This window comes from Bacteroides sp. HF-4919 (assembly GCF_018860125.1).
This window is the reverse complement of sequence record NZ_JAHKNF010000007.1, coordinates 138,423-152,340: the sequence shown is the minus strand read 5'-3', so window position 1 is coordinate 152,340 and position 13,918 is coordinate 138,423. Positions and strand designations below refer to the sequence as shown.

The following is a 13,918-nucleotide window of genomic DNA, read 5'->3' as shown; positions in this document are numbered from 1 at the left end:
AGCTTCCGGATGGCTTTTCTCACCTCGCATATCGGAGGGATTCTGCCGCTTCTCTTAAAGAATTTGCAGGAGATGGTGTAAGGAGTGGAATAAAAATCGTATTTTTGCAACCAACTTTTTTAAAATAACCGGTTATGAATACCATTCAGATAAAAGATAAACTATTCACTGTTTCTATCAAGGAACAAGAGATTCAAAAAGAAGTGATTCGCGTGGCGAATGAAATTAATCGTGACCTGGCAGGTAAGAACCCTTTGTTCCTCAGTGTGTTGAATGGTTCGTTCATGTTTACTGCCGATTTGCTGAAACATATAACGATTCCCTGCGAAATTTCATTTGTAAAGTTAGCCTCTTATCAGGGAGTATCGTCTACCGGTACTATTAAAGAAGTGATCGGTATCAATGAAGATATAGCGGGACGTACTGTTGTTATCGTAGAAGATATTGTAGATACGGGACTGACTATGCAGCGTTTGCTGGAAACACTGGGAACGCGCGGGCCACAGGAAATCCACATTGCTTCGTTGCTGGTAAAGCCGGATAAGCTTAAGGTGGATCTGAATATTGAATATGTCGCAATGAATATTCCCAATGATTTCATTGTAGGATACGGACTCGATTACGACGGTTTCGGGCGTAATTATCCGGATATTTATACAGTTATAGACTAACATAAAATAAATAATAGGTATACCAGTAATGGTAAAATGTAGAATTATAAATTAACAAGATGCTGAACATTGTAATTTTCGGTGCTCCCGGTTCAGGAAAGGGAACACAAAGCGAACGTATTGTAGAGAAATACGGAATTAACCACATTTCAACAGGAGATGTATTGCGTGCAGAAATTAAAAACGGCACAGAGCTGGGTAAAACAGCTAAAGGCTACATTGATCAGGGACAGTTGATTCCGGATGAATTGATGGTAGACATTCTGGCAAGCGTATTCGATAGCTTTAAGGATAGTAAAGGGGTTATTTTTGATGGTTTCCCAAGAACTATTCCGCAAGCTGAGGCGTTGAAAGTGATGTTGAAAGAGCGTGGACAGGATATCTCTGTGATGCTGGATCTGGATGTTCCGGAAGAAGAGTTGATGACTCGTCTGATTAAGCGTGGTCAGGAATCAGGTCGGGCTGATGATAATGAAGAGACTATCAAAAAGCGTCTGGTTGTATATAATACACAGACTTCACCGTTGAAAGAGTATTATAAGGGCGAAGGCAAATACCAGCATATCAATGGTCTTGGCACCATGGAAGGTATCTTTGAAGATATTTGTAAAGCGGTAGATACATTATAATTATATATGTGCCGATGTGCTCATTAAGAAAATAGCATGGATTATGGGTATGTCGGCACATGATCACATTGAAAATTTATTGATTATGGCTGAATCGAATTTTGTTGATTACGTAAAGATATACTGCCGCTCGGGTAAGGGTGGAAGAGGCTCTACGCACATGAGGCGAGAAAAATATACTCCTAACGGTGGTCCCGATGGAGGAGATGGTGGTAGAGGAGGCCATGTTATCCTGCGTGGTAACCGGAACTACTGGACATTGCTTCACCTGAGGTATGACCGTCATGCTATGGCCGGTCATGGAGAATCGGGGAGCAAGAACCGCAGTTTTGGTAAAGACGGCGCAGATAAGATTATTGAAGTCCCCTGTGGTACGGTAGTTTACAATGCCGAAACGGGAGAATATGTATGTGATGTTACGGAACATGGACAGGAAGTCATTCTCCTGAAGGGTGGCCGAGGCGGATTGGGAAACTGGCATTTCAAGACAGCTACCCGTCAGGCTCCCCGTTTTGCCCAGCCGGGTGAACCGATGCAAGAAATGACAGTGATCCTTGAATTGAAGCTGTTGGCAGATGTAGGTCTGGTTGGTTTTCCGAATGCCGGAAAGTCTACGTTATTGTCGGCTATTTCTGCGGCAAAACCCAAAATAGCTGATTATCCGTTTACTACTTTGGAGCCTAACCTGGGTATTGTGTCTTACCGTGACGGACAGTCGTTCGTGATGGCAGATATTCCGGGAATTATCGAGGGAGCCAGTGAGGGTAAAGGGCTTGGATTACGATTCTTACGTCACATTGAACGTAACTCTTTATTACTGTTTATGATACCGGCAGATAGTGACGATATCCGTAAAGATTATGAAGTGCTGCTAAACGAGCTGAAAACGTTTAATCCGGAAATGCTGGATAAGCAACGGGTACTCGCAGTCACCAAAAGTGATATGCTCGATCAGGAGTTGATGGATGAAATAGAGCCGACATTGCCTGAGGGAATCCCTCATGTGTTCATTTCGTCCGTATCCGGTCTGGGTATCTCAGTATTGAAGGATATTCTGTGGACGGAACTGAATAAAGAGAGCAATAAAATAGAGGCTATTGTGCATCGTCCGAAGGATGTCAGCAGACTGCAACAGGAACTCAAAGACATGGGAGAGGATGAAGAACTCGACTATGAGTATGAGGACGATAGTGATGAAGATGATCTGGATTACGAATACGAAGAAGAAGATTGGGAAGATAAATGATTTCACTCACCGACGATAAGAAAATGTTGGGGTATGGGCTGTTGGGCGCATACCCCAACATTTCTCATTTTGTGACGACCCGACATGGAGGTTATAGTGAGGGAGCGTATACTTCTTTTAATTGTTCTCCTTACTCGGGGGATGAATTTGAAAAAGTAAAAAAGAATCAGCTTTTATTGTTTCAATCGCTACCGCAAGTACCGAAACATCTGATCCTCCCTTTCCAGACGCATGGAACAAAAGTGCTTCTGATTAATAAGGATTTTCTGGAGACTTCTATAGAATGTCAACAGGAAATGCTGGACGGGATAGATGCATTGATTACCAGTGAACCGGGTTGTTGTATCGGTATTTCAACGGCAGATTGTATTCCGGTACTGCTATATGATAAAGTACATGGGGGTGTAGCAGCAGTACATGCCGGATGGCGGGGAACTGTGGGGTATATCGTGGGACACACGCTTGAGAAAATGCGGGCGACATTTGGTACGGAGGGACGGGATGTGATTGCATGTATCGGCCCGGGTATTTCTATTCAATCATTCGAAGTAGGGGACGAAGTTTATGAAGCTTTTCGTTTGAATGGTTTTGATATGTCGCGTATCTCTTTCCGACATTCGGTTACCCATAAGTACCATATTGACTTATGGGAGGCAAACCGGCAGCAACTATTAGACTTTGGTGTGCCGGGAGTTCAGATTGAAGTAGCGGATATCTGTACTTACATCCATTATGAAGATTTCTTTTCAGCGAGAAGATTAGGCATAAAGTCCGGACGTATTCTATCGGGTATTATGATAAACTGCTGATGGACAAAATTTTGATTTATTATGTATACCATTACTATATCGAAAGAGTTAAAAGAAGCATGTCCTGTTTTTGCAGGAGCTGCTGTATATGCTGAAGTGAAAAACACTTCTTATTGTGAAGGACTTTGGGAGGAGATTCAATCTTTTACAGAAAAGCTCACTACAACAACCCAGTTGGAAGATATTAAAAAACAACCAGTGATAGCTGCCACACGTGAGGCTTACAAACGGTGTGGAAAAGACCCCGGAAGATATCGCCCATCGGCCGAAGCATTACGCCGCAGGCTGATGCGGGGAATTGCCTTGTATCAGATTGATACTCTGGTCGATTTGATCAATCTGGTTTCTCTTCGGACCGGGCATTCGATAGGTGGTTTTGATGCGGATAAGATAGCGGGCACCAATCTGGAGCTGGGGATAGGCAAAAAAGAAGAGCCTTTCGAAGGTATTGGCCGTGGAGTACTGAACATAGAGGGACTTCCGGTATACCGCGATGCCGTGGGAGGAATAGGAACACCTACCAGTGATAATGAGCGGACAAAGATGGATCTGGAAACGACTCATATATTAGCCATCGTTAATGGTTATAATGGGAAGGAAGGATTGCAGGAGGCTGCCGGGATGATACAGACTTTATTGCGAAGATATGCAGGATCGGACGGAGGAACGATCACCTATTTTGAATAACAAGCGTCCATGAAGAACATACACACTTTTTTGATTTTATCTCTGTTTTCGTTGTGTACGAGTGCACAACGCAGTGCACAAACCAAATTCTCGGATATGGAAGTTAATCATGTCCGGGTGGCTACACCGGGACTTTTTGCTAAAGAGAATTGCATCATGCTCAATCTGAATTCCCTGTCTCGGAATTACTCTTTTCCTTTGCCGGGAGGTAAAGTCATTTCCGGTTATGGAACCCGTGGCGGACATAGTGGGGATGATATAAAAACTTGTGCCCGTGATACGATTCGCGCTGCTTTTGACGGAGTGGTACGTATGGCAAAACCTTATGGTGCATACGGCAATGTGATTGTGATTCGCCATCCCAATGGGTTGGAAACGGTGTACAGTCATAATGTGAAGAATCTGGTAAAAAGCGGAGATGCTGTGAAAGCGGGAAAAGCTATTGCCCTGACCGGACGTACCGGGCGGGCTACTACGGAACATCTGCATTTCGAAACGCGGATTAACGGGCAACATTTTAATCCCGGTCTTATTTTTGATATGGATAAACGCACTTTGCGCAAGGATTATCTGCAATGTACGAAGAAGGGGAAAGGGATTATTGTGAAAGCTTTGAAAAGCGAAAAAGTTCCCCCTAAGTATAAAACTCTTTCGCCTTTCCTTTATGAACTGCCCGGTATTAAAAAACCGGAATGGAATATACCAGGCCTAGCGAAATCCGCTGTGTATTCGGGTCTATAGCTTCTAAACGGCGGGCAGCTTTCAGGAGTTCGTTCCGTTTGTACTGATAATGGAGGAAGATCAATAGTTCGCTGTTTCGCATCGGATAGTATTCTACGCAGGCTTGCCCGCACCAGGTACGACGATAGGTGCCTTTCTCAAAGATTCCGTTTGTTTTATAAATCTTACCGGTTTCGTAGATACCTTTCAAGTATACATTCCAATTGGGATGGAGACGGTAGTCCACATTGGCAATGGTAGTGAAGTATTCGGTATATTGGGCCGTTTGTGGATTCTCCAGGTCAGTGTGGGGTAAGGCACTGATAATGCCTTTGTTGTCGATCCCCTGTCGGGAGTACATCAAATCTACATAAGCGATCCATGGCCCTTTTTCATAGACGTTTCCGGCAGTGAGATACAGGATGTTTCTTCCTTTGGCCTGCTGTCCCCATGAAGCGGCATATCTTAACTGGATGGCTTTATCCAGATAGTAACTGTTCCAGTTGATAGTTGAGATCAGGGGAACTTTGGTAGCTTCTACATTTGCCGGTAGCCCGTGGAGATAGGTATCTTCATCCCCACCATTACGGTTGTTTACTATCTGGAAGTTCAATTCCTGAGTAGGGGTTACATTCCAGGTGGCAGATACACCTGCCAGAAAGCAGTTGACATAATTATTAAACTCACTGAACTCACGCACTTTAATCGGGTTGACATAGTATTCGTAGCCACCCAGCATGAGGAACTGTTTTCCGGCGGTGATGGAAAAGCGGTCGGAGAGGTGATAGGTCAGATAAGCATACTCTACGGAAGAAGACAGGTTGTCCAGTACAAAGGGATTGCTGTATTTATTAAAAGATTGACGGAAATGGTAAGAGAACTTCTGGTTGATATTTCCTACAATTTCTAATTTGAACCGATTAAGTTTGAAAGCGACCTCCTCTAATTCATTCTCGGTAAAAGAAGCAGCACATGAGGTGTAGAGTTGCAGGTTCATGTGAGCGGAGAATCCTTTGTTTTCTTTTCCGGTGATGCGTTGGACTACAGAAGAAATAGAGTCGTTTGGGGAAATAATGGGTTGCTGTTGGGCCGTAATGGTACCCATGGTAAACAAGGTTACCAAAAGGAAGACGTGTCTTTTCATATTTGTGAAATCTCTTTGGGTTAATAAAAGTGATGCAAAAATAATAAAAAACGTCTTCCTTTTCGTCTTTTCAAGGTAAAACTGTCTGTTTCTCCTTAAAGTTCCTGTTCTGTTAGTCTACAAATTTCAGGCAAACAGGTTTGTCTACTTTTATATCTTTCTTGATGTCGGTCAATAGTCCGGTAGTCTGGTTCCTTTCAAATATCTGAATGGTATTGGTGTCGCGGCACGCTACCAGCAAATATTTGCCGTTGGGAGTAATGATGAAGTTACGCGGATGGATTCCCGTTAACTGATAACCTATCTTGGTCAGGGTACCATTGGTCTTGTCGACTTTGAAGATGGCAATTCCGTCTGCTTTCAGGCGGTTGCTGGCATAGAGATATTTTCCGTCCGGACTGATGTGGATATCGCCACTGCCTTGCGCATTTACAGTATCGGCTGCAATGGTTTGAATTTCATCTAGCATTCCGTCGGTATACCGGAAAGCTATTACCGTCCCTCCTATTTCGTTAATAAGGTAAGCAAACTTGCTGTCCGGACTGAATATCAGATGTCGGGGACCGGAACCCGGAGCAACCTTAAAAGCTTCCGGATTACCCTTTGTCAGGAGTTTCTCTTTGTTATCGGCATTGGCATTCGGATTGAGATTGAATTTATGTATCTGATCGGTACCTAAGTCATCGGCGAGTAAATATTTGCCATCCGGAGTGATACGTACGCAGTGCAGATGAGGCATTGTCTGTCGTTCTTTATCCGGTCCGGAACCTTTAAATTCGATTACATCGGAGGCGGGTAGCAGAGAACCGTCTTTTCCGATGGGAAAGACAGTGATACTCCCTCCGCTATAGTTGGCAGTGATAACATTCTTTCCGTTGGTGATCAGGTAGCACGGATCGGCCCCCATTGTTTTCTGAGTATTCAATAAGCGAAGCGTTCCTTTGGTTTTATCGAAAGCAAAGGCGCTCACAGATGCCTGGTCTTTGCTGAATTCATTGACGGAATAAACGAATTTTCCGTCGTCCGACGGAACGAGGTATGATGGGTTAGCAACTTCTGTATCACTGAGTGGTACTGATGCTCCGGTTTCTTCGTTGAACCGGAAAGTGTAAATGCCTTTACTGTCGCCGGAAGTATATGTTCCTACCAGCATAATCAGTTCGTTGTCAGTTGTTGTTGGATCTGCCGGCTGTGCGGTTGTCTTCTTTGGAGAACAACTGGCTACAAGCATGCCGACTGCACAGATACTAATGATTTTTTCGACCATAATAAATAGATGTTATTTTGAGGGTTTGTTGGTTACCTTCGTTATATTCTGAAAACACAAAGTTAGTATAATCTCCTGTGTTTCTTTCCGGAATGAATAAAATATCTAAAATCCATCCTCTTTTTCTTTCTTTATGATGAATATTCCCTATCTTTGCAGCCACATAAGTGGTTACCACTTCCTCATCTCAAAAGGGGTTGACTGGTTTTGACAGCGGGCAGAAATGGTGGGTAAGCATGCAGTGCGTCGGTGATTTGCACTTTAATCTCAGTTATCAAAATTTTATCTGGCGAAACTAATTACGCTCTTGCTGCTTAATCGAATCATAGTAGATTAGCTTAATCCAGGCACCAGGTGCCAGGACGAGACATCACTCGGAAGCTGTTGCTCCGAAGCATTCCGGTTCAGTGGTGCAGTTACATCGGGGATAGTCAGAAGTGGCCTCGCGCTTTGGATGAAAATTTAGAGGATAAGGCAGGAATTGATGGCTTTGGTTCTGCTCCTGCACGAAAAACTTAGGCAAAGATAAGCATGTAGAAAGCTTATGATTTCCTCGTTTGGACGAGGGTTCGAATCCCTCCAGCTCCACTTTATGACAGAAACGTCCCTCTGAACCGGTAAGTTCAGGGGGATTTTTTGTTAAGAATATCCGGATTGTCCGGGTTATTTGTTACGTTCTCAACGTAAGTCGTTGATAGGTAGCTGCCTATCGGCATTTAAACTGCTGTTATTTGTCCGGGTACTTTATTTTGTCTTTTAAAATAAACACTCTACATTTGACTTCTGAGCAATTCGTCATAGAGAGTCGACAAGTGAGAAACGGTCTAATCCCAAGTATGGTTAAAGAAATTATTGTCTGCTCATATTTATTGTTTATTCATATTCCGGTAAATGCCCTTGCCAATCTATCTTTTTCTTAATAAAAACCATATTGGGGAAACAAACTGAATATTGTCTCGTTATAATGTAGATCAGATTGATTTTTCATGTGAGTCGCCTTTCTTGATGTCCTGTTGCTCACCGATAAACGATGTGAACATCTCATTACTATTGTTTTGTTAGTATCCTCTACGACAACAGGGAGGGATTTAAGGCGTTCAGGAGCGCCACAAATCCGGTCACCTACTCACGTGATGTGCAGAAGGTAGTGTTTTTCTTTCCCCCATGACTACCTTACTATAGGGTTCCCACTTTTAATAAAACTACTCCATTTTAATTATAACAAACAAAAAGAATGAAATATATTTTATACTTCATGATGATGATATATGGTTCGTTATGCCATGCCATCGTTTGCAAACACATTGTAGAAATAAGTGAAACGAATACTCGTAAAGTGCATCAGATACGGAGAGATGCCTTGGGATATATGTGGTTTATGAGCCATACCGGAATAAGCCGGTTTGATGGAACGAAGCTGAAACACTATAAGTTGTCTGCCGAAGGACAGACTGTGGATTATTATATGGGCTGTTGCCGGCTGCTTACGGACAAAGAGAATGGGTTATGGGCGGTTACCCGAAACGGAGATTTATGGACGTATAATCCGTCATTGGATAAGTTTGAGTGCAGAAACCATCTGCCGAACCAGGATAAGGCGTCAGTGCGCTTTCTCTGTGCAGATAGTCAGGGGCATATCTGGTTTTCCGCTGGAAACCGGTTGATTGCTTATCGGGGAATTACTAATACTTTCTATCGGGTGAATCACAATCTGAAACAGATTTCCGGTATGGTAGAAGTAGCTCCGGGAGAGTATTTCGTGGGCTCGGATGAAGGCCTGTTTGAGATAACCATGAAGGGTTATTCCATAGAAAAACAATCCGGCGAACTGTCCGGGAAGAGATGTCGCCGGATACATGAAATGCTTTTTCATCCGTATAGCGGTAGACTGATTATCGCAGACTATTCGGAAGGGTTAATGGTGTGGGACACGAAGTCGGAGCAGATGATTTATACATGGGACAGGCCTGTGAACAGCCGGATTAGCAGTTTGCGAACATTGGACGACCGGAATATCTTAGTAGCAACGGACGGTGAGGGGTTATATCGCATGGACATTATTAACCCGGAAATCAGGTCTTTTGTACATACCGATTTTGAGAATGGCAATTCAATTCGTACGAACCGGATTGCCGATTTGTTTGTGGATGATCAGAAACATATCTGGGTGGCGGATTATCCGGAAGGCGTATCAATGATTGATATGGATTCTCCGGATGATTATAAGTGGTATAGGTTTCAGGCAGGAAATACGCATTCATTGGCGAACAACCGGATAAATGCGGTATTACATGATTCGGACGGGGATGTCTGGTTTGCGACGGATCGTGGTATCAGTTGTTTTCACCCGTCGACAGGCAGATGGGAACGGATTGTTACAGATCTTCCTTGCCAGATGTATACTGCACTTAGCGAAACAGGTCCCGGAGAGATATGTGCCGGAAACTATGTACACGGCTTGTACATCATCCGTAAGAAGAATAATAATCAGGTTGTTCCGTATGCCCGCATTTCCGGGGTCAATGCACTTTGCCGTAAGGATAAAGATCGGTTGTGGATTGGGACGGATGAAGGTTTGTTTCTCTATTGTCCCAATGATAATGGTGTTGTAGAAGTGAAATCCTTGTCCGGTCTGCACATTCATGCCTTGTATCAGTCCGATAGCAATTGCCTGTATATTGGAACCGAAGGAAACGGTTTGCTGGTCTACCGTCCGGAGCAATCCCGGCTGGATACTGTGAAAAATTCAGGAGTTACTAATGTGTACGCTGTTTGGGAGGATGACAAGAAGCGGCTGATAGGAAGCAGTGACCAGTTTGCCTTTTCATTTGATCCTGTACAGCATTCGTTTCGGCGGTTTCCCAATAAAGGACTCCGGATTACGTCGGGAGCTTTTATTGGAGACGGCAGGCAGATACTGGGTACATACCAGGGAGCAATTGATTATGACAAACAAGAGCCTCGTTCGTTACACAAGACCTGCCTGGGATTTTATCTGGACGGGCTTCGGGTGCTGGATAAGGATATGACCGTAGAAACAGAAAATACTCCGTTAGAAAAAGCACTGAATTATACAGCTACCTTACAGTTGGATCATGATGAAAACACTTTTTCGTTTACGGCTACTGCCGTCCGCTACGATGAAATACAGGATATAGCTTACAGCTGGAAACTGGATAATACGGACTGGAGTAATCCGTCGCCGGAGAATAGAATTCGTTTTTCGAACCTTGCTCCGGGTGAATATGTCTTCTCCGTACGGGCAATATCCATTGGCAACGGACGTCCGTTTGCACAGAGGAATATGAATATTGTGATTCGTAAACCGCTCTGGAAGACAAATGGCGCTTTTCTTTGTTATGGAGTTTTGGCTATTACGCTGGGGTCTTTAGCTGTTCGTTCATGGTTCATCTGGCAAGACAGGAATCTTTCAAGAGAAAAGATACAATTGTTTATGAATACTACCCGTAACCTCTGCATGCCGCTTACGTTGATAAAGGTTCCGTTGGAGTATCTTTATGAAAAATCGTCTTCCGAACTTGTCAATAACGTATTGCAACAGATTAAGGGTGTAAACAATCTGCTGGCCGACCTGGAAAGCATCAGCCGTATTTCGGCTTCTCCCGGGTGCCTGTCTCTTGCCGATCATGAGTTATCCATGTTTCTCAAAGAGACGGTGAACCGTTTCAGTGATTACGCAAACGAAAAATGTATTACGCTTCGTTGGGTGGACGAGCCGGCTTTTGTTACCGTGTGTCTGGATAGGGAGAAGATGGCTGCAATCCTCCGGAACCTTTTGATGGCTTTTACCGACAGTATAGACCGGGGCGGGGAAATACTTCTGAGTACATCGTGCAATACTCAAAACTGGGAGTTGAGGCTGGAGTCTGAAGATAATGGACTTCTTAAAAAAAATTCTAAATTATAAGGGATTGGTTTCGGGAGGCTCTGCCGAGACCATGAGTTGGTTATTTATACGCAAATTAATCTGTTTGCATAAAGGCAAAATCAAATTTACTTATAAAGAAGAGCATAAACTGGTTCTTATCTTAGTCTTTCCTGTTGCTATCCGGCAATCGGAGAAATTTTCCGACCTTTCCGATCTGCTTTCCGTACCTGAATTTCCGACCAAGGACAGCGAACTGTTACCGGCTAACGAAACGTTGCCGGCAATGGAAACTCCATTACCGAAACATCGGGAGAAGAGACGCAACGGACGTTCTTTGGTATTGGTCGAAACCCATAAAGAATTACGTAATTATCTTGTGCGAATCCTGATGCCGGATTACGAAGTTGTATCGGTTTGCGATGCGGAAACGGCCTTTACGACTATATGTGAACAGCATCCCGATGCTGTTCTGGCCTCTTCAGCCCTTGTCGGAATTTCGGGGGAAGAACTTGCTGTCCGGATTAAATCGGATGACAGGGTAGCACATGTACCTGTGATATTGCTCGTGAAACCGGGCGAAGACAGCAAGGAGACCCAACGGAACGCCGATCTTTATGTGACAATGCCTTTTGCCATTTCGTTCTTAAAAGCAGAGATTGAAAGTCTGATTACTAACCGGGAGATTATCCGCAAGAGGTATATCCGTTTGACATTAGGGGTTGATGCTCCGGATGATGTCGAAGCCGATGTGCCGTTGTCGGATAGTGATCAGGAATTTATCAGTCTGGTGAGAAGCCTGATTGAAGAGAGACTCACCGATTCCAGGTTTACGATTGACGAACTGAGTGATTGTGTGAATATGAGCCGTTCGAGCTTTTACAATAGGATTAAGGAGATAACCGGCCATGCACCCGCAGACTATGTTCGTAGTGTACGCCTTAACAAGGCGCTGATCTTGCTGATGAGTAGGAAATATACTGTAGCCGAGGTTGCCGACATGACGGGATTCAGTGATCCGAAATATTTCAGGATCGTGTTTAAGAAACGTTTCGGAGATTCACCGACAAAGTATATAAGCAATTTGTAAGTTAACGGGAGACCGGCCGGGGGAGTGCCTTGCCGGTCTTCATTTTATTAACTAATCCTGTCAGTGGGATTGAAAGAATAACTCTTATCTTTGCTTCTCAAAATGTGAACTGCGATGTAGAATTATTGCAGAAATGGGCGAACGTAAGATTATACATATTGATATGGATGCTTTCTATGCTTCCGTGGAGCAGAGAGACCATCCGGAATTGCGTGGTAAACCGCTTGCTGTCGGGCATGCCGAGGAGCGGGGAGTAGTGGCGGCGGCAAGCTATGAAGCGCGTCGGTACGGAGTGCGTTCGGCTATGTCGTCACAGAAGGCAAAGCGCTTATGTCCGCAACTGATTTTCGTTCCCGGACGGATGGACATATATAAATCGGTTTCCCGCCGGGTACACGAGATCTTTCATGAATACACCGATTTGATTGAACCCCTTTCGTTGGACGAGGCATTCCTGGATGTGACAGAGAATAAACAGGGAATTTTACTGGCGGTAGATATAGCCAGGGCTATCAAGCAGCGCATCCGTGAAGAGTTGAACCTGGTAGCATCGGCGGGTGTATCTTATAATAAATTCCTGGCAAAGATTGCTTCGGATTTTCGGAAGCCCGACGGACTCTGTACCATCCATCCCGATCAGGCGCTCGATTTCATTGCCCGTCTGCCCATCGAGTCATTTTGGGGAGTAGGACCGGTGACTGCTCGGAAGATGCATTTGCTGGGTATTCACAATGGCCTTCAGCTACGTGGCTGTTCGTCGGAAATGTTGGTACGGCAGTTTGGTAAAGTAGGACTGCTCTATTACGATTTTGCACGAGGAATCGATCTCCGTCCCGTAGAAGCGGTATGGATACGTAAATCAATCGGTTGCGAACATACGTTGGAGAAAGATATTCATGTGAAATCGGCTGTGATTATAGAACTTTATCACGTAGCTACGGAACTTGTGGAACGGTTGCAGCGGAAGGATTTCCGGGGAAAGACGCTGACGCTGAAAATCAAATTTCATGACTTTAGCCAGATCACACGGAGCATGACGCAGGCTCAGGAACTGACGAGCCTTGAAAGAATTCTGCCTCTTGCCAAACAGTTGCTGAAAGAGGTGGAGTATGAGCAACATCCCATTCGGTTGATAGGGCTTTCGGTGTCGAATCCGAGAGAGGAGACAGATGAGCATCGGGGAGTGTGGGAACAATTGAGTTTTGAGTTCAGTGACTGGGGAAAATAGTTAAAGATCGGGATGCGGGGATGAAATAGTCGGGTGATTGTATCTGTTTAGTATTATTTTTCTTATCTTTGGGAGTGATACGGCATTGAGAACTAATAAATTATAAAATATGATGAACCTGAGCAGATGTCCAATTCTCTTGTTGCTACTATTTGCGTTGTTCTGTAGTTGCCATGATGAAGACAGGGAGGATACACCTCCGACCGACAAACGAACCGCGAACTTCATTGTGAAATATAACGATGGATCCGGAATACATCCGGATTATAAGGCTAAAGTATATATTTATTATGGAATATATTCGATGGATATTGCAGGTTTCCGCTATCTTTCGGATGGAGTTCTGGAATATCGCGGACAGGAAATAGTCCCTGATATAGAATTGTCTGCTGATGGGAAAGAAGATGTGTCACTGTTATTAAGTAACACGGAGAAGATAACGGTCGTGGTTGAAAGTTCCTTTTATGAAGGGAAAATAGGAATAACGAGTTACTCTCCGGGAGATATGCCTATAAAGGATACATTTATATTTGGAGGATAG

Annotated in this window: 13 protein-coding genes and 1 other RNA gene; 11 read left to right on the top strand and 3 right to left on the bottom strand. The window is 44.1% G+C overall.

Translation table 11 applies throughout. The features are described 5' to 3' along the window. Positions 1–134: 134 nt before the first annotated feature. From hpt to KO473_RS13520, 6 genes are all read left to right on the top strand, one after another. Positions 135–671 (top strand): hypoxanthine phosphoribosyltransferase, encoded by a 537-nt coding sequence (gene hpt / locus KO473_RS13545; RefSeq protein WP_005809904.1) that lies wholly within the window; start codon positions 135–137, stop codon positions 669–671. 59 nt (positions 672–730) lie between these two features. Then, positions 731–1,300, top strand: a complete 570-nt coding sequence (locus tag KO473_RS13540) for an adenylate kinase (RefSeq protein ID WP_005809902.1) — start codon at positions 731–733, stop codon at positions 1,298–1,300. Between the two features lie 85 nt (positions 1,301–1,385). Further along, positions 1,386–2,546 (top strand): GTPase ObgE, encoded by a 1,161-nt coding sequence (gene obgE, locus KO473_RS13535; protein ID WP_032529872.1) that lies wholly within the window; start codon positions 1,386–1,388, stop codon positions 2,544–2,546. Then, a complete protein-coding gene (gene pgeF, locus KO473_RS13530) occupies positions 2,543–3,355 on the top strand; it encodes a peptidoglycan editing factor PgeF (RefSeq protein ID WP_122130462.1) in 813 nt (270 codons plus the stop codon). The genes obgE and pgeF overlap by 4 nt, the downstream gene beginning before the upstream one ends. Positions 3,356–3,376: 21 nt before the next feature. Then, positions 3,377–4,042 (top strand): B3/4 domain-containing protein, encoded by a 666-nt coding sequence (locus KO473_RS13525; protein ID WP_005809897.1) that lies wholly within the window; start codon positions 3,377–3,379, stop codon positions 4,040–4,042. Positions 4,043–4,051: 9 nt separating this feature from the next. Further along, entirely contained in the window at positions 4,052–4,783 is a 732-nt protein-coding gene (locus KO473_RS13520) for a M23 family metallopeptidase (RefSeq protein ID WP_005818730.1), read from the top strand. Here KO473_RS13520 and KO473_RS13515 read toward each other — a convergent pair. From KO473_RS13515 to KO473_RS13505, 3 genes are all read right to left on the bottom strand, one after another. Continuing rightward, entirely contained in the window at positions 4,722–5,906 is a 1,185-nt protein-coding gene (locus KO473_RS13515; RefSeq protein ID WP_005809893.1) for an OprO/OprP family phosphate-selective porin, read from the bottom strand. The genes KO473_RS13520 and KO473_RS13515 overlap by 62 nt on opposite strands. A gap of 112 nt (positions 5,907–6,018) precedes the next feature. Further along, the gene (locus KO473_RS13510) at positions 6,019–7,173 is read right to left on the bottom strand and encodes a lactonase family protein (RefSeq protein ID WP_122130461.1); all 1,155 of its coding nucleotides are present in this window, start codon (positions 7,171–7,173) and stop codon (positions 6,019–6,021) included. Further along, positions 7,154–7,336, bottom strand: coding sequence for a hypothetical protein (locus KO473_RS13505; RefSeq protein WP_232307387.1), 183 nt, complete (start codon positions 7,334–7,336; stop codon positions 7,154–7,156). Before KO473_RS13505 ends, KO473_RS13510 begins: the two co-directional genes overlap by 20 nt. 30 nt (positions 7,337–7,366) lie before the next feature. On the opposite strand from KO473_RS13505, the gene ssrA reads away from it, so the two are divergent. The 5 genes from ssrA to KO473_RS13480 all read left to right on the top strand — a co-directional run bounded on the left by ssrA (position 7,367) and on the right by KO473_RS13480 (position 13,918). Then, positions 7,367–7,764: a transfer-messenger RNA gene (ssrA, locus tag KO473_RS13500) on the top strand. A 643-nt stretch (positions 7,765–8,407) separates the two neighbouring features. After that, positions 8,408–11,101, top strand: a complete 2,694-nt coding sequence (locus tag KO473_RS13495) for a two-component regulator propeller domain-containing protein (protein WP_216035128.1) — start codon at positions 8,408–8,410, stop codon at positions 11,099–11,101. Positions 11,102–11,132: 31 nt separating this feature from the next. Further along, a complete protein-coding gene (locus KO473_RS13490) occupies positions 11,133–12,149 on the top strand; it encodes an AraC family transcriptional regulator (protein WP_032540899.1) in 1,017 nt (338 codons plus the stop codon). 133 nt (positions 12,150–12,282) lie between these two features. Continuing rightward, positions 12,283–13,377, top strand: coding sequence for a DNA polymerase IV (gene dinB / locus KO473_RS13485; RefSeq protein WP_005775870.1), 1,095 nt, complete (start codon positions 12,283–12,285; stop codon positions 13,375–13,377). A 112-nt stretch (positions 13,378–13,489) separates the two neighbouring features. Next, a complete protein-coding gene (locus tag KO473_RS13480; protein ID WP_122130487.1) occupies positions 13,490–13,918 on the top strand; it encodes a hypothetical protein in 429 nt (142 codons plus the stop codon).

What these genes read in the sequence shown, in the direction of transcription:
- KO473_RS13515 (WP_005809893.1), bottom strand. Translation starts at nt 5,906, where the DNA reads ATGAAAAGACACGTCTTCCTTTTGGTAACCTTGTTTACCATGGGTACC.
- pgeF (WP_122130462.1), top strand. Translation starts at nt 2,543, where the DNA reads ATGATTTCACTCACCGACGATAAGAAAATGTTGGGGTATGGGCTGTTG.
- obgE (WP_032529872.1), top strand. Translation starts at nt 1,386, where the DNA reads ATGGCTGAATCGAATTTTGTTGATTACGTAAAGATATACTGCCGCTCG.
- dinB (WP_005775870.1), top strand. Translation starts at nt 12,283, where the DNA reads ATGGGCGAACGTAAGATTATACATATTGATATGGATGCTTTCTATGCT.
- KO473_RS13495 (WP_216035128.1), top strand. Translation starts at nt 8,408, where the DNA reads ATGAAATATATTTTATACTTCATGATGATGATATATGGTTCGTTATGC.
- KO473_RS13480 (WP_122130487.1), top strand. Translation starts at nt 13,490, where the DNA reads ATGAACCTGAGCAGATGTCCAATTCTCTTGTTGCTACTATTTGCGTTG.
- KO473_RS13525 (WP_005809897.1), top strand. Translation starts at nt 3,377, where the DNA reads ATGTATACCATTACTATATCGAAAGAGTTAAAAGAAGCATGTCCTGTT.
- KO473_RS13490 (WP_032540899.1), top strand. Translation starts at nt 11,133, where the DNA reads ATGAGTTGGTTATTTATACGCAAATTAATCTGTTTGCATAAAGGCAAA.
- hpt (WP_005809904.1), top strand. Translation starts at nt 135, where the DNA reads ATGAATACCATTCAGATAAAAGATAAACTATTCACTGTTTCTATCAAG.
- KO473_RS13510 (WP_122130461.1), bottom strand. Translation starts at nt 7,173, where the DNA reads ATGGTCGAAAAAATCATTAGTATCTGTGCAGTCGGCATGCTTGTAGCC.
- KO473_RS13520 (WP_005818730.1), top strand. Translation starts at nt 4,052, where the DNA reads ATGAAGAACATACACACTTTTTTGATTTTATCTCTGTTTTCGTTGTGT.
- KO473_RS13540 (WP_005809902.1), top strand. Translation starts at nt 731, where the DNA reads ATGCTGAACATTGTAATTTTCGGTGCTCCCGGTTCAGGAAAGGGAACA.